Below are 16,194 nucleotides of genomic sequence, written 5' to 3'. Positions count from 1 at the left end.
AAATAAATTCCTCCAATTATTTTTTGGAGTAAAATAATCCGTATATACACTTAGTATTCGTGCATATTGCTTTGCAATGTTCACCTCAGCAGCCGGAGGGTTACTTATTGAACCAGAGTGGCAACAATATGTTGACGAGCTTACCGTGTACTGCTGCATTATTTTACACAATTACCTATTGTATCTGGATCTAACTATTTTGTCAAATGTTCAGCAAAAGTACTTACAAATTGACTTAAGACGGCCTCATCTTGAGCTGAAAACCGATTTTCAACTGGCGCATCGATGTCCAAAACTCCAAATGGTTCACCGTTCGAAAAATTGATTGGTAGCACGATTTCAGATTTACTATTTGCATCGCATGCAATGTGTCCTGGAAATTGATGAACATCAGCAATTCTTAAAATTTCATTATTTTTGAATGCGGTTCCACAGACCCCATTTCCATTTTGAATGTGGACGCATGCGACCTTTCCCTGAAATGGACCTAACAGCAATTCATCGTTCTTCTTGACGTAGCGATAAAAGCCCGCCCAGTTGATCTGATCAAGTGATTCGAAGAGAAGAGCGGATGCATTAGCCATGTTGGCGACGGAATCTGTTTCGTTAGTTAATAGTGCATCTAGTTGCTGTACAAGTATTGATTTAGAACTCATTATTTTAAATTCCTCCAAAATAAACTTAAAAAAATATCATATGTTATAATTTTAATTGATTAGTGATTTTTATCTCAATATTGGCTATAATATAATGAATAGTATCAATTTACGGACGAGAAATAAACTAAAACGGCTATTTATGTTTAACAAAGGTGTGGGAGCGTATATGGAAAATTCAGCTGTAGGGATATTGGTTGCGATTGTAGTGGTAGTCCTAGTCATCTATCTTGCAATTGTTGCTTACCAACATTACATATTAAAACAAATGAGGGTGCTTGAAGCTAAGTTCGAGCAGGTTCAATCAGTGCCAATTCAAGATGAACTGGATGATGCTAAAAAAATGAATCTATCCGGAGAAACCCTGGAGCAATTGAATGGATATGATGAAGGATACAAAGAAATCATTAGTGATGATTTCGTTACGATTACTGAACATCTAAAAGAAGCAATCAAGATTAGCAAGACTTTGAATTTCTTACGGACGAATCAAATTTACCATTCAATCAATCGATTGATCGGTGATGTTACCCAGCGGGTGCAAATGATTCAAGCGGGATTAGCTCAAATTAAGGATTTGGATAAGCGTCATCAAAAAATCATTCAGGATTTGAATCAAAAATACAAGCAGATGCATTCAACATTGCTTAGTAAGAACTATCTTTATGGTCCCACTACTGACAACTTGGAAATTCGTTTGACTAAGGCGGAAGAAAAGTTTAGTCAGTTTAAGGAATTATCTGAATCTGGTGATTATGAAAGTGCTGAAAAGCAATTACCAGAATTATCTGGACAAACCGATCAATTACAGGCTTTTTTAGATGAAATTCCTAAGATCTACAAAAGTTTGACCGCTGAGTATCCAGAACAAGTTGCAGAAATTAAGCAGGGGCATCAAGAGATGGTCGCTGCTGGGTATCATTTTGCTGATGATAACATTGAGGGAGCGATTGAATTTGTTAATCAACAAATTCAAAAGAGCTTAGATAACTTAAAGGATTTAGAGTTAGCCCAAACTAAGAGCAGCAATCATCAGATTGATAAAATGATCGATCAACTCTACGATGCGATGGAATTAGAAATCACTTCTAAAAAGCGCGTCCAAAAACAAATTGATGTTATTTCAGCGTTTATTTCACACGCCCAAAAGCAAAATATTGCTTTGATGAGTGAGTTGAAACAACTTGATAAGAACTATGATTTAGATCATCAAGAAATTGAAACGACCCGTGAATTAGCAGAACAAATCAAAGCAATCGACATCACGAATCAAAATGATTTACAATCAATTGCTGATAATGATGCTGTTTATTCTAAAATTTCGGAACACATTAGTGATGCTAAAAAAGCGTTAAGTCAAATTGAGGCTCAACAAAGAGAAATTGACGCTTCCGTTTCTAATTTAAACGAAGAAGAAGAAGCGGCCGTAAATGCCATCCAAAATTTTGAATTGCAAATGCACACCATGAAGCGAAAAATGGAAAATCTCAATTTGCCTGGGATTCCAGATGATTATATGGATGCCTATACATTGGTTAGTCGCGAAATTCAACAACTATCCCAAGATATGAATCAAACTAAAATTAGTATGGACACCATCAACGAGCAAATTAGTGTAATTAAGTCCGACGTCGATAATTTATTGGAACGAACGAATACGCTATTAGATAGCGCAGTGTTATCTGAGCAAATGATGCAATATGCGAACCGCTATCGCAATAGCCATCCTGATATTGCACAAGCAAGTCAACGGGCTCATTATTTATTCGATAGGGAGTATCAGTACGAAGAAAGTTTAAACGTAATCGTAACGGCTTTGAATACGATCGATCCTTCGATTTATCAAAGAATTCAAGATGCTTATTATCGTCATAAATAATTAGCTAACTAAAAGTAACCATTTATGTTAATCTAATAACATAAATGGTTTTTTTCTGTTATAATATAAAGTTAGAATTTTAAATTGGCCGGACTAATAATTTAAAAGAAGGTTTATTATGATTTATTTTGATAATAGTGCAACTACTAAGGTGGATCCTGCAGTATTAAATACTTACGATCAAGTAAGTGATAAGATTTGGGGGAATCCTTCTAGTTTACATCGCTTTGGTGAAGAAGCATTTAATTTATTGAATCAATCACGCAAACAAATTGCTGATTTATTAGGTGTTCAATCAAATGAAATCTTTTTTACCAGTGGTGGAACTGAGGGTGATAATTGGGTCTTAAAGGGGACTGCCATTGAAAAGCGGAAGTTTGGTAAGCATATCATTACGACTGCTGTTGAACATCCCGCGATTCATGAAACTTGTGAACAACTCAAACAATTAGGGTATGATGTTACCTACCTTCCTGTTGATAAGGAGGGGCGGATTTCAATTGCTGATCTAAAAGCGGCGATTCGCAAGGATACGATTTTAGTGTCGATCATGGCCGTTAATAATGAAATTGGAACGATTCAGCCAATTAAAGAGGCGGCTGAAGTGTTAAAGGACTACCCTAGTATTCATTACCACATTGATGCCGTGCAGGGAATTGGAAAGGGCATTTCTGATTTGATCATGAATGACCGCGTTGACTTTATCACGTTCTCCGGCCACAAGTTCCATGCGCCCCGTGGGATTGGCTTTATCTACAAGCGCGCTGGAAAGAAAATTGCGCCATTAATGACTGGTGGAGGCCAAGAACACAACCTCAGAAGTGGGACTGAAAACTTGCCAGCAATCGCTGCAATGGCTAAGGCGGTCCGACTCTTGTTGACCGATGAAAAAGCCAAGGCCAAAAAACAAGCTGATATTAAATCAACGATTTATAATCACATTAAGGACTTTGATAAGGTAACGATTTTTTCTAAAAATCAACCTAATTTCGCTCCCCACATCCTATGTTTTTCAATTTTAGGGGTCCGTGGTGAAACGATCGTCCATGCATTCGAAGACCATGATATTTACATTTCGACGACGAGTGCATGTTCTTCAAAGGATCATGTGCCATCAGCGACGTTGACTGCAATGCAAGAACCGACAGAACTATGTACTAGTGCGGTGCGTGTATCATTGGATGCGAATAATACAATCGAAGAAGCAGTTGAATTTAACCGCGTTTTTGATCAACTATACAAGAAATTTAGCAAATTAAGCTAAGGAGGTACTAATGCAATATAGTGAAATTATGGTCAGATACGGTGAATTATCCACCAAGGGTAAGAACCGAAAAGACTTTATTAAGCAACTAGGGAAGAACATTCGCCATGTGTTGCATGATTTCAAGGATATCCACGTTAATCCCCAACAAGATCGCTTGCACGTGGATCTTCATGGTGAGGATTACGATAAGGTAATCGAACGGCTCGAAGGGGTGTTTGGAATTGAGACACTGTCACCTTCGATCAAGTTGGATAAAGATATTGACCATGCCAAGGAAGTGGCGCTTCAAATGGTCAAGGACCAATACCAACCAAGCATGACCTTTAAGATCAACACGATCAGACAAGACAAGAACTATCCACTAGATACCTATGATATTAACGATAAAATGGGTGGTTACATCATCGATAATATTGAGGGTATCAAGGCCAAGATGAAGCAACCAGACATTGAGATTCGAGTGGAAATTCGGATGAACGGAATCTTTCTCTCCAGTGAAACAATCAAGGGTGCGGGAGGACTACCAGTTGGAACAGGTGGTCGGGCAACGATGATGCTATCTGGTGGAATTGATTCACCAGTGGCGACCTACCTTGCTATGAAGCGGGGGGTTAAGGTCGATATGATCCATTTCTTCAGTCCACCATATACTAGCCCCCAAGCCTTAGCAAAGGCCAAGGAGTTAACGTCTCAAGTGGCGAAGTTCGGTGGTAATATCCAATTTATCGAGGTGCCATTCACGGAAGTTCAAGAAACGGTGAAGGAAAAGGTCCCAGAAGGTTATTTGATGACGATTCAACGGCGGATGATGCTTAGGATTGCTTCTGAAATCACCCGCAATCGGCATTGCAAAGGGGTCTTTACTGGTGAATCATTAGGGCAAGTAGCTTCGCAGACCTTAGAAAGCATGATGGCCATTAACGATGTTACGAACCTGCCCGTATTACGGCCACTGGTATCGATGGATAAGACTGAAATTATCCGGATCGCTGAAAAGATTGGCACTTACGATCTTTCAATCATGCCATTTGAAGATTGTTGTACCATCTTCACGCCGCCTTCGCCTAAAACCAAGCCAGACCTTGAAAAGACCCGTCATTATGAAACTTACATTGACGTGGATGCTTTGACCAAGAAGGCCATTGCTGGGATTAAGGTCACTGATATCAAACCAGGCGAAGAATTCTTAAACCAAAATCAAGATGTATTTTCAGAATTATTATAAAATTAGTTGACGATTAGACGCTGATTGATTATGATAGTTACCAAGAAGTAAAATACTGCGAACAAGAGAGTAATTTAAATTGGTGTCCAGAAAGAGACCTGCATCGTTGCGAGGGTTTTCATCATTTTAAATGAAGGTACCTTGGGAGTTGATTTACTGAAGCCTAGTAGGTAAATTCGGTTGACCCCGTTAAGCTGTCACATGAGAGAAATCGATTTGATCGGTTTAATTTAGGTGGTACCGCGAAGCACTTCGTCCTATTCGACGAAGTGCTTTTTTGTTTGCAAAATTTAAAATTAAATGAGGTGTTTTTTATGACTAAGGATATTAAAATGCCACCAAAGTATGACCATAATGCAGTTGAAGATGGCCAGTACCAAGAATGGCTTGATGAAGATGTCTTCAAACCTAGTGGTGATCAAAAAGCAAAACCATATTCAATCGTAATTCCGCCGCCTAATGTTACTGGAAAACTGCATTTAGGCCATGCTTGGGATACGACTTTACAAGATATTTTAATTCGCCAAAAGCGGATGTTAGGCTATGATACACTCTGGTTGCCAGGGATGGACCATGCTGGAATTGCGACCCAAGCGAAGGTTGAAGCTAAGCTCAATAGCGAAGGCATCACCAGATATGACTTAGGACGCGAAAAGTTCATCGAAAAGGTGTGGGAATGGAAGGATGACTATGCCGCAACCATTAAGAAACAATGGGGTAAGTTAGGCCTCTCCCTTGATTATAGTCGGGAACGCTTCACGTTAGATGATGGTCTATCAGCTGCCGTGCGCAAGGTGTTCGTGACCCTCTACAAGAAGGGTCTCATCTACCGTGGTGAATACATCATTAACTGGGATCCAAAGGCGCGGACCGCATTGTCCGATATCGAAGTTATCCATAAGGATGACAAGGGTGCCTTTTACCACGTTAAGTATCCATTCACCGATGGAACTGATTTCAACGGTAAGGACTATATCGAAATCGCAACCACCCGTCCAGAAACGATGTTTGGGGATGTGGCGGTTGCTGTTAACCCAACCGATGAACGTTACAAGGACATCGTTGGCAAGCACATTCGAGTGCCATTAGTTGATCGTGAAATTCCAATCATTGCCGATGAATACGTAGATAAGGAATTTGGGACTGGGATGGTTAAGATCACCCCAGCCCACGACCCAAATGACTTTAACGTTGGTAACCGTCACGACTTGAAGCGGATCAACACGATGAACGAAGACGCTACGATGAACGAAAACGCCGGTAAGTACAAGGGCATGGACCGTTTTGAAGCTCGTAAGGCGATGACTGACGACTTGGAAGCTGGCGGCTACATGTTAAAGGTCGACCCAATCGTCCACGCTGTTGGGCATTCCGAAAGAACCGGGGTCCAAGTTGAATCCCGCCTTTCGACCCAATGGTTCGTTAAGATGAAACCACTTGCTGAACAAGCCTTGAAGAACCAAGAAACAGATGATCGGGTTAACTTCGTGCCAGAAAGATTCGAACACACCTTCGAACAATGGATGGACAACATCCATGACTGGGTTATTTCCCGTCAACTATGGTGGGGGCATCGGATTCCTGCTTGGTACAACAAGCAGACTGGTGAAACCTACGTTGGTGAAGAAGCACCTAAGGATATCGAAAACTGGGAACAAGACAAGGATGTCTTGGATACATGGTTCTCATCTGCTTTGTGGCCATTTTCAACCATGGGTTGGCCAGACACTGATTCCCCAGACTTCAAGCGTTACTTCCCAACCAACACGTTAGTTACTGGTTATGACATCATCTTCTTCTGGGTTTCTCGGATGATTTTCCAAAGTCTTGAATTTACCGGTCGTCGGCCATTCAAGGATGTCTTACTCCACGGTTTGATTCGTGATGAACAGGGTCGTAAGATGAGTAAGTCGCTTGGCAACGGGATCGATCCAATGGACGTGATCGATAAGTACGGTGCCGATGCATTACGATGGTTCTTATCTAATGGTTCTACGGCAGGACAAGACGTGCGGTTCAGTTACGCGAAGATCGAATCCGCTTGGAACTTCATTAACAAAATCTGGAACGCCAGTCGTTACGTTATCATGAACTTAGGCGACATGGAAAAGCCTGAATTACCAGACCCCGCCAAATGGAACTTAGCTGACCGCTGGATCCTAAGTAAGCTAAACGGCCTTGTCAACCAAGTGACTGATCAATTTGATAAGTACAACTTTGGTGAAGCTGGGCGGGCGCTTTACAACTTCATCTGGGATGATTTCTGTGATTGGTACATTGAAATGAGTAAGGAAACCCTTACTGGTGACGATGAAGAAGCTAAGCAAAACACCCGTAACGTATTAGCCTACGTCTTAGACCAAACATTACGGTTATTGCAACCAATTATGCCATTCGTAACTGAAAACATCTGGCAAACAATGCCACATGAAGGCAAGTCATTAGTGGTTGCTGCATACCCAGTTGACCACCCTGACTTTAATGATCCTAAGTCAGAAGCTGATATGGATAGCCTCATTGATTTGATCAAGGCGGTTAGAAATATTCGTTCCGAAGCCAACGCCAAAATGTCTAGTGCGGTCGACATCTTAATTAAGACTGATAACCAAAACCTAAAGGACATTTTTGAAGGCAACCAAGGCTACATCGAACGCTTCTGTCACCCTAAGACCCTAGAAGTCGGTAGTGATGTTCAAGTGCCTAAGTTAGCGATGACGAGTGTGATGACTGATGCTGAAGTCAGCATCCCATTAGCAGAATTGGTTAATTTAGACGATGAAATCAAGCGTTTGGATGGTGAAATTGAACAATTTAATTTTGAAGTTCAACGTGCTGAAAAGAAATTAGCGAACGAACGTTTCGTGCAAAACGCCCCCGAAGCAGTGGTTAATGCAGAACGTGAAAAGCTAGAAGATAACAAGGCGAAGTTAGCTGCAACCAAGCAACGCCAAGCCGATCTAAAAGCACAATAATTAATTATGATTTAGCAACTAAGCCCCGGGCAGTCGATGTTACGGGGCTTTTTTGTAGGGAGGAACGAAAAACAATGGACTATCAAGAAGCACTAGCCTACATTCACGGACGGGTCAAGGCACACAAAGATGCGACGATGCAACGAATGCAAATATTAATGGAAAAACTTGGTCATCCAGAGCGGCAAATTCATGCGATCCATGTTGCTGGTACGAATGGGAAGGGTTCGGTCGTAGCATTTTTAAGTAATCTGCTTCAAGAAAGCGGACTTACGGTCGGCACGTTCACCTCGCCGTTTTTATTGCGGTTCAACGAGCGGATCAGTGTTGATGGCACCCCGATCAGTGATGATGAAATTGTGCGCTTAGTTGAAAAGGTACAGCCAATCGTTGCAGAAATCGATGCAGCAATGCCAAACGAAGGACCGACCGAATTTGAAGTCTTGACCGCAATGATGTTTGCTTACTTTGCGGAGGGCCATGCAGATGTTGTGATTGTCGAAGTCGGTATCGGTGGTGATAATGATTCAACGAATGTGATCACTCCTGACTTATCAGTGATTACCACGATCGGGTATGATCACATGCAATTTTTGGGCAATACATTGGAATCGATTGCAGGGCATAAAGCAGGCATTATCAAACCGAACGTCCCCGTGGTAATTGGTAGGATTGAACCTGGGCCCCGAAAGGTTATTATCGACCGTGCCACGGATGAACATTCTGACATTAAGATGTTAGGGACCGATTTTGATGTTCATCCACATTCGATTGCAGGTTGGCATGAACAATTTGATTTCGCGAGTGAGAATGAACAAATCAAGGGGATCGTTTTGAATATGATGGGTGATTTTCAGATCGATAATGCAGCAGTAGCGATTGAAGCGTTTATCACCTTGATGAATAAGCAAAAGACTCCGTTTAACAATAAAATGATCAAAGCGGGCATCCTAAATACCCAGTGGGCAGGACGGTTTGAAAAATTAAACGATCAGCCCCTAGTGATTATTGATGGAGCTCATAATATGCCCGCCATCAAAGAAATTGAAAAAAATATTAAAAATCATTTTTCAGATCGTGAAATTTATATTATACTTGCTATATTGGCAGATAAACAATATTTACCAATGATTGAAGCGCTTGCACAAATTAAAAATGTGCATTTAGTTTTAACCGAATTTGAGGGACCTAATAAGCGCTCCGCAGCAGATTTATCAACGATCGTTAGTAAAGTTGAATCGGTCAATCAAATTGAATTCGTGAATAATTGGAAGGAAGCCATTTTAAGAGTGACTAATCAAATGGGCCAAGATGATGTGTTATTGATCACTGGATCGTTGTACTTTATATCTGATGTGCGAGCATTATTTACAGATTGATAACTAATTGTTTAACTTAAGATTAAGTTATTTGAAAAACCTTTTATTATTAGTGTTAATTTAGTTAAAATTAATCACGAGTGATTTAATTCAAGTTGAAGAAAATATGATATACTAAAAATGATAAATTCATATTAGTATATATGAATACGAAGGGATGAACGTCGTGTTTGGATTTGGAACAAAAAACATTGGGATTGATTTAGGGACAGCTAATACCATTGTGTATGTTGAAGGAAAGGGAATTGTTTTAAGAGAACCTTCCGTTGTTGCTAAAAATACTAAAACTGGCTCAATTGTGGCAGTTGGTGAAGAAGCTCGGAATATGATCGGTAGAACACCTGCTAGTATCAAGGCAATTCGCCCAATGAAAGATGGGGTAATCGCTGATTACGATACCACTGTAGCTATGTTGAAGTACTACATCGCTAAGACCTTAGGGCATTCAAGTGGTAAGCCATATGTTATGGTTTGTGTACCAAGTGGGATTACTGAAGTTGAAAAACGTGCAGTTATTGATGCTACTCGGGTTGCAGGGGCTCGTGATGCTTATGTAATCGAAGAACCATTTGCAGCTGCGATTGGTGCTGGATTACCAATCATGGATCCAACTGGTAGCATGGTAGTTGATATTGGTGGTGGAACTACTGACGTTGCTACAATCTCACTGGGTGGAATTGTTTCTAGCCGCTCAGTTCGTGTTGCTGGTGACAAGCTTAACGAAGCGATTGCTACTTATGTTCGTAAAAAGCATAATTTATTGATCGGTGAAAGAACTGCCGAACGGCTTAAATGGGAAATTGGTTCTGCATCATTAGAAGATGCTAAGAACATCGAAGGAACAACCGTACGTGGTCGTTACCTGCTTACTGGTTTACCAAAGGCCGTTGAAATATCAGCTGAAGACATTTCGACTGCCATTCATGAACCGATCTTGGAAATTATCGGAACCGTTAAGGAAACGCTTGAAGAAACTTCTCCAGAAATCGCTGCCGATGTTATCGATCATGGGATCGTACTTACCGGTGGGGGTGCATTACTTAAAAATCTTGCTGAAGTTATTTCAGATGAAACTCAGGTTCCAGTATCAATTGCTAAAGACCCGCTTGATTGTGTCGCAATCGGAACTGGTGAATCACTAAAGAGTATTGACGTAATGAAGAAAAAATAAAAAAACAATCACTGCGGGAGGGCTTATGCTTCCCGCTTTTGTTTTTATAAATTAAAATTTATGGAGGGGCAATTATGCACAAATTTTTCTCCAATCGAAAATTGGTAATTGTCATGGTGTGCGTTGTTATCAGTATTGGCTTAATGACGTTTTCAGTTGCGGTGCGGAATCGTAAAGCCACTCCGCCGTTAATCCAACAATTTGGTAATGACGTTGCTGGATTCACTAATACTGTCGTGTCAACACCAGTGAATATTATAAGCAATGGATTTGGTTCGATCGGTAGCTTGTTGAACACCTATCAAGAAAACCAAATTCTAAGTAAACGGGTTAACGAGATTACTTCAACTCAGGTTCGTGATGAAGCGTTACAACGTGAAAATGCCAAATTAAAGAGTCAATTAAAATTAAACGATACGCTTACTAGCTATAAAGCGATTAATGCAGCTGTAATTACGAGAACCCCTTCATCATGGCAAAATCAAATTATTATTAACCGTGGTGCAAATGCGGGCGTTAAAAAAAATATGCCAGTATTAGTCGATACTGGATTAGCTGGTCGGGTTTCTGAAGTCAATAAAACTAATAGTAAAGTTGAATTGATTACTAATAATAATGCAGCGACGAACCGTTTTGCGATTCAGGTGAATGCCACTAACGGAAAGGTCGTCAACGGAATTATTTCTGGCTACAATAAAACAACTGGGTTAGTTGAAATGGGTAATATTACGACTAAATCTAAGATTAAAGTTGGCCAACGGGCATATACTAGTGGATTAGGTGGAATCACACCTAAGGGTCTATACATTGGAAAAGTGGCTAAGGTTTCAACTGATGACTATGGTTTGTCATACAAGATCTATATTAGCCCTGCTGCCGATCTAAATGATATCGAAGCAGTGACAGTAGCTAGTCGTGCTCAGTAGGGGGGATTGAAATGCTAAGGAATTCACCACTAAGGTTTTTATTTCCCATTGGCTTATACGTTGCATTTTGCTTAGATGGATCAGTTAGTCAAATTTTTAGTAAACAGTTATTTGGTGCCCAGTCGTTTGTTCCCAATTTAACATTACTATGGTTGATCTTTGGCTTGCTATTTGAAAATGAAATTAATTTACACTTGGGATTATGGGCAGCTTTGGTTGGATTTATAATGGACTTGTTCTACTTTGGAACGTTGGGGGTCTTTTTATTTATCCTCCCACTTACAATTTACATTAGCCGATTCCTATATCGTTATCTATCGGCAACGTTTATTTCTGGATTTTTAATTTATTTCATTGGCCTTACGTTGACAATGTCATTTTCATTTTTTGCAAATCGCTTTGTTCATCTAGCTAATATTACGGTATCCAATTTTTTAGTGTCTGTTTTGGGACCTAGCCTTGCATTTAATCTAGTTCTATTTATTATCACTTATTACCCGATTTCAGTGTTATTTAACCGCTATCGGGAAAAGTCATAGGGGGAAATTGATTTGAAAGCAGTTAGCTTAAAAGGGACTAAAAATGGTTATGAAGTAGTGTTAGATGAATCGGCGTCAATGACAGCGATTCTTAGTGAATTAGAAGTAATGCTGAACCAATTGGATCATGATTATCCAACTAAGCGAATGCATTTAGACATTGTTACTGGGAAACGATTACTTTCTAAAGAACAATTGAATAACATTCGGCAACTATTTAATAATTATAAGCACTTATTGATCAATCAAATTAGCAGTGAAGTGATTACGATTGAACGTGCTAATCAAATTAAGGAATCGGAAAACGTTCATGTTATTGTGCAAACGATTAGAAATGGCCAGGTTTTTGAAGCAACTGGTGATGTGTTATTCTTGGGAACGATTCATGAAGGTGGTAAATTAGTTACTAACGGTAATATCTATGTTTTAGGAAGCGTTTATGGAATCGTTCAAGCTGGTTTCCCTAATTCTGAAGATAGATTAATCGTTGGTGATTTACATAATGCGCAACAAATAAGAATTGGTGAACAATTTGATATCGTTGCTGATAAACAAATTGGTGGTTCTTTTCAAAATGTTGCATATGTAAATGATTTGCACACATTAGATTATGGTAAAATAAAGGAGTTAAAAAAAATTAACCCTAAATTTTACAATCGAATTGGAGGAATTATGTAATGGGGAGAGCAATCGTCGTTACCTCTGGTAAGGGTGGGGTTGGTAAAACGACCACTTCTGCAAACCTGGGGGTAGCTTTAGCCCTGATGGGTAAAAAAGTTTGTCTAATGGACTTGGATATCGGATTACGTAATCTAGATGTTATTTTAGGGTTAGATAATCGAATTATCTATGACATTGTTGACGTTGCTAGCGGTCGTGCTAAATTACGTCAAGCATTAGTTAAGGATAAAAGATTCGATAGCCTATACGTCTTGCCTGCAGCACAAAATACCAATAAAAACGCTTTAAATCCCGAACAAGTTAAGGGAATCGTTTCTGAATTAAAACAGGAATTTGAATACGTATTTATTGACTGTCCTGCTGGGATCGAACAGGGATTCTTAAACGCAGTTGCGGGTGCAGATGGTGCAATTGTGGTCACGACTCCAGAAATTTCTGCGGTTCGGGATGCTGATCGAGTAATCGGACTATTAGAACAACATCCACTTAAGGAACAACCAAAGCTGATTATCAACCGAATTAGAAAAAACATGATGGAAAACGGCGATACGATGGATATTGATGAAATCACTCAACACTTGGGCATTCAATTGTTGGGAATTGTTGTCGATGATGATGCCGTAATTCGTACTTCTAACCATGGAGAACCAATTGTAATGAATCCTGATAATCAAGCTTCACAGGGTTATCGAAACATTGCAAGAAGGGTTAATGGTGAAACCGTTCCGTTAATGCAAATTGAAGAAACGAGTGGGTCCAAAAAATCATTTTGGAATAAACTAGGGAACCTATTTTCTAAAAAAGATTAAGGTAAATCTTGACGAAATGATGATAATGTTTTATAATTCCATTAATTAAATTAAAGACATTGATCAGGAATTTGTTCATCATTATTCCACAGAAAATCTACGATGATGAGATGTAGATGAATAATGCGAATCTTTCACGCCTGTGAGTCGTTATCTCTGAAGATTATTAGGAGATTACCGTTTTAACGCGTTATTGTTGTAGTTTAGTAAATAAACTCATTGAGTTTCATTGTGTGAGCAATGGAAAAATCTGAGGTGGAACCACGATTAAATCGTCCTCTTAAGTCCCTGACTTAAGAGGACTTTTTTTATTTACTAAACTCACTAAGGTAGTTTGCTTGAGCAGGCTATAAATTGAGGTGGAACCACGTTGGACACGTCCTCTTAGATTAATTTCTAGGAGGACGTTTTTATTTATAGAAGGGAGCTAATTAAATGCTTAATTATATTATTGAGATTTTACCATCACTACTATCAGGGGTTAAAATGACCCTCCAAATTTTCTTTTTGACCCTTATTTTTTCAATTCCATTAGGAATCGTTGCTGGGGTTGGATTAATTTCCAAATTTAAGCCGTTAAAAGCGGTACTGGAATTTTATGTTTGGATCATGCGGGGAAGCCCACTACTATTACAATTGATCTTTGTATTCTATGGATTGCCAATGATGCCTGGGATTCAAATTGTTTTTCCACGATTTGATGCGGCACTCTTTGCATTTGTTTTGAATTATACTGCATACTTTGCCGAAATCTTTAGAGGGGGATTACAATCGATCCCTGCAGGCCAATACGAAAGTGCACGGGTATTGAGATTATCATATTGGCAAACGTTTAGAAAGATTATCGTGCCACAAGTGGTTAAAATTGTAATTCCATCGATTGGTAACGAAGTAATTAACCTCGTCAAAGATTCTTCATTGGTTTATGTCATTGGAATCGGAGATTTACTTAGAGCCGGAAACGTTGCATCTGCACGTGACGTTACCTTATTACCATTGGTACTAGTTGCCATTATTTACTTAGCTTTAACTGCCATTTTGACGTTCATTTTACGGCGGGTTGAAAAACACTATAGTTACTGGAAATAATTAAAAAGGGGGAATCACAAATGCTTGAATTAAAAAATATTACTAAAAAATATGGTGATCGAACAATTATTGATGGCTTAAATGCTGAAATCAAAGATAATGAGATTATGTGTATCGTAGGACCATCTGGAGCTGGGAAAACGACCTTGCTGCGTTGCATTAGCGGATTAGAAAAAATTAATGGCGGCGAATTTATATTAGATGGGCAACGATTTGATCCATCAGCAACTGAAAATAATTTAGTGGGGGTCGTTTTCCAAGATTTTCAACTATTTCCTAATTTAACGGTAATGCAAAACATTACGTTAGCTCCCGAGTTAGTTTTAAAACAAGATAAGGCGACTGCACGTGAAAAAGCACAGGCATTAATCAATAAATTGAACCTAGATGGGAAGGAATCGCTTTACCCATTCCAACTCTCTGGTGGGCAAAAGCAACGGGTCGCAATTGTGCGGGCCCTTGCGATGAATCCAAAGATTATTTGCTATGATGAACCAACGTCTGCGCTTGATCCTAATTTACGGGATGAAGTTGCTAAAATTATTATTGATTTAAAACAAACTGAAGTGACCCAAATCGTGATTACTCATGATATGGATTTTGCTAAGAAGGTTGCAGATGATATGCTGAAGGTTCAACCAATTAAGTAGGGAGGGATAACATGAAAAAAATTTATAAATGGTTATCAATTGCCCTGATATTGGTGGCTGCGATTAGTCTGAGCGGTTGTGAATTAGTGACCCAGCGTGCTAATACAGAAAATACCTGGAATAAAATCAATCAGAAAAAGAAAATTGTGATTGGATTAGATGACAGTTTTGTTCCATTTGGTTTTGAAACCAAGGCAGGTAAAATAACTGGTTATGATATCGATCTTGCTAGAGCTGTATTTAAGCAGTATGGCATTAAGGTGGATTTTCAGCCAATCGACTGGTCTATGAATGTAACTGAACTACGGAATGGAACGATTGATTTAATTTGGAATGGGTTGACTGTAACCGCAGAGCGGGCTAAAAATATTTCATTTTCGGAACCCTACCTTTATAATGATCAAGAGTTGGTAACGTTAAAGAGCTCTAATATTAAGAATTTTAATGAGATGCAGAGCAAAGAATTAGGAACTCAGACTGGATCTGCTGAAATTATCAGTTTAGACCAACAACCAAAAATTTTGAAGGATAAGATCAAAAATAAACAACCAATCTTGTATGATTCATTTACCAATGCATTCATTGATCTAAATGCTAAGCGGGTCAGCGGTTTGTTGATTGATAGTACTTATGCTAACTACTATATTAATCATGAGGCGACGCCTGATAAGTATAATACTTACGTTGGGTCATTTCCTAAATCTAAGCTAGCGGTTGGGGTTCGGAAGGGTGATAAAACCTTGAGAAATAAGATTAACCAATCATTGAATCGCATGGCTAAAAATGGTGAACTCAAGAAAATCACGCAAAAATGGTTTGGGAATCAATATAACTCACCATTACTTAATAAATACGATAAATAATAAGCGGGCGGTTGCTCGTTTTTTTGTTTGATATTTCATGGGGCATAATTTAATATTACATTATGTAGTTTTTAAAGGGGGAATTATA

14 protein-coding genes and 1 other annotated feature are annotated in these 16,194 nt (G+C 39.2%); of the genes, 13 read left to right on the top strand and 1 reads right to left on the bottom strand.

From position 1 onward, the window contains the following. Window positions 1–194: 194 nt before the first annotated feature. Window positions 195–656, bottom strand: a complete 462-nt coding sequence (locus ACSYTJ_RS04910; protein WP_491719631.1) for a GAF domain-containing protein — start codon at window positions 654–656, stop codon at window positions 195–197. A gap of 169 nt (window positions 657–825) precedes the next feature. Between ACSYTJ_RS04910 and ezrA the strand changes: the two genes are divergently transcribed. From ezrA to ACSYTJ_RS04845, 13 genes are all read left to right on the top strand, one after another. Next, a complete protein-coding gene (gene ezrA, locus ACSYTJ_RS04905) occupies window positions 826–2,535 on the top strand; it encodes a septation ring formation regulator EzrA (RefSeq protein WP_491719630.1) in 1,710 nt (569 codons plus the stop codon). 118 nt (window positions 2,536–2,653) lie between these two features. Beyond that, on the top strand, window positions 2,654–3,799 hold the full coding sequence (locus ACSYTJ_RS04900; protein ID WP_491719629.1) for a cysteine desulfurase family protein: 1,146 nt from the start codon (window positions 2,654–2,656) through the stop codon (window positions 3,797–3,799). Window positions 3,800–3,809: 10 nt separating this feature from the next. Continuing rightward, entirely contained in the window at window positions 3,810–5,027 is a 1,218-nt protein-coding gene (thiI, locus tag ACSYTJ_RS04895; protein WP_491719628.1) for a tRNA uracil 4-sulfurtransferase ThiI, read from the top strand. A gap of 48 nt (window positions 5,028–5,075) precedes the next feature. Further along, window positions 5,076–5,290, top strand: a binding site (T-box leader). Window positions 5,291–5,341: 51 nt separating this feature from the next. Further along, entirely contained in the window at window positions 5,342–7,999 is a 2,658-nt protein-coding gene (locus ACSYTJ_RS04890; protein WP_491719627.1) for a valine--tRNA ligase, read from the top strand. Between the two features lie 74 nt (window positions 8,000–8,073). Further along, window positions 8,074–9,378 (top strand): bifunctional folylpolyglutamate synthase/dihydrofolate synthase, encoded by a 1,305-nt coding sequence (locus tag ACSYTJ_RS04885; protein ID WP_491719626.1) that lies wholly within the window; start codon window positions 8,074–8,076, stop codon window positions 9,376–9,378. Between the two features lie 166 nt (window positions 9,379–9,544). Further along, the gene (locus ACSYTJ_RS04880; protein WP_491717305.1) at window positions 9,545–10,549 is read left to right on the top strand and encodes a rod shape-determining protein; all 1,005 of its coding nucleotides are present in this window, start codon (window positions 9,545–9,547) and stop codon (window positions 10,547–10,549) included. A gap of 74 nt (window positions 10,550–10,623) precedes the next feature. Beyond that, on the top strand, window positions 10,624–11,475 hold the full coding sequence (gene mreC, locus ACSYTJ_RS04875; RefSeq protein WP_491716483.1) for a rod shape-determining protein MreC: 852 nt from the start codon (window positions 10,624–10,626) through the stop codon (window positions 11,473–11,475). Between the two features lie 11 nt (window positions 11,476–11,486). After that, window positions 11,487–12,014, top strand: a complete 528-nt coding sequence (gene mreD / locus ACSYTJ_RS04870; RefSeq protein ID WP_491716482.1) for a rod shape-determining protein MreD — start codon at window positions 11,487–11,489, stop codon at window positions 12,012–12,014. A 12-nt stretch (window positions 12,015–12,026) separates the two neighbouring features. Beyond that, window positions 12,027–12,692 (top strand): septum site-determining protein MinC, encoded by a 666-nt coding sequence (locus tag ACSYTJ_RS04865; RefSeq protein WP_491716481.1) that lies wholly within the window; start codon window positions 12,027–12,029, stop codon window positions 12,690–12,692. Beyond that, the gene (gene minD / locus ACSYTJ_RS04860; RefSeq protein ID WP_491716480.1) at window positions 12,692–13,504 is read left to right on the top strand and encodes a septum site-determining protein MinD; all 813 of its coding nucleotides are present in this window, start codon (window positions 12,692–12,694) and stop codon (window positions 13,502–13,504) included. Before ACSYTJ_RS04865 ends, minD begins: the two co-directional genes overlap by 1 nt. A 435-nt stretch (window positions 13,505–13,939) precedes the next feature. Beyond that, on the top strand, window positions 13,940–14,593 hold the full coding sequence (locus tag ACSYTJ_RS04855; protein WP_491716479.1) for an amino acid ABC transporter permease: 654 nt from the start codon (window positions 13,940–13,942) through the stop codon (window positions 14,591–14,593). 20 nt (window positions 14,594–14,613) lie between these two features. Next, complete coding sequence (locus ACSYTJ_RS04850; protein ID WP_491716478.1) at window positions 14,614–15,243, top strand: amino acid ABC transporter ATP-binding protein; 630 nt, start codon at window positions 14,614–14,616, stop codon at window positions 15,241–15,243. Between the two features lie 11 nt (window positions 15,244–15,254). Then, on the top strand, window positions 15,255–16,106 hold the full coding sequence (locus ACSYTJ_RS04845) for an amino acid ABC transporter substrate-binding protein (RefSeq protein WP_491719625.1): 852 nt from the start codon (window positions 15,255–15,257) through the stop codon (window positions 16,104–16,106). The last annotated feature ends 88 nt before the right edge of the window (window positions 16,107–16,194 follow it).

The organism is Nicoliella sp. ESL1113 (assembly GCF_058509245.1).
Note: the sequence above shows the minus strand (reverse complement) of the source record. Positions and strands in the feature narration are given on the sequence as shown.

What these genes read in the sequence shown, in the direction of transcription:
- ACSYTJ_RS04910 (WP_491719631.1), bottom strand. Translation starts at nt 656, where the DNA reads ATGAGTTCTAAATCAATACTTGTACAGCAACTAGATGCACTATTAACT.
- ezrA (WP_491719630.1), top strand. Translation starts at nt 826, where the DNA reads ATGGAAAATTCAGCTGTAGGGATATTGGTTGCGATTGTAGTGGTAGTC.
- ACSYTJ_RS04900 (WP_491719629.1), top strand. Translation starts at nt 2,654, where the DNA reads ATGATTTATTTTGATAATAGTGCAACTACTAAGGTGGATCCTGCAGTA.
- thiI (WP_491719628.1), top strand. Translation starts at nt 3,810, where the DNA reads ATGCAATATAGTGAAATTATGGTCAGATACGGTGAATTATCCACCAAG.
- ACSYTJ_RS04890 (WP_491719627.1), top strand. Translation starts at nt 5,342, where the DNA reads ATGACTAAGGATATTAAAATGCCACCAAAGTATGACCATAATGCAGTT.
- ACSYTJ_RS04885 (WP_491719626.1), top strand. Translation starts at nt 8,074, where the DNA reads ATGGACTATCAAGAAGCACTAGCCTACATTCACGGACGGGTCAAGGCA.
- mreC (WP_491716483.1), top strand. Translation starts at nt 10,624, where the DNA reads ATGCACAAATTTTTCTCCAATCGAAAATTGGTAATTGTCATGGTGTGC.
- mreD (WP_491716482.1), top strand. Translation starts at nt 11,487, where the DNA reads ATGCTAAGGAATTCACCACTAAGGTTTTTATTTCCCATTGGCTTATAC.
- minD (WP_491716480.1), top strand. Translation starts at nt 12,692, where the DNA reads ATGGGGAGAGCAATCGTCGTTACCTCTGGTAAGGGTGGGGTTGGTAAA.
- ACSYTJ_RS04855 (WP_491716479.1), top strand. Translation starts at nt 13,940, where the DNA reads ATGCTTAATTATATTATTGAGATTTTACCATCACTACTATCAGGGGTT.
- ACSYTJ_RS04850 (WP_491716478.1), top strand. Translation starts at nt 14,614, where the DNA reads ATGCTTGAATTAAAAAATATTACTAAAAAATATGGTGATCGAACAATT.
- ACSYTJ_RS04845 (WP_491719625.1), top strand. Translation starts at nt 15,255, where the DNA reads ATGAAAAAAATTTATAAATGGTTATCAATTGCCCTGATATTGGTGGCT.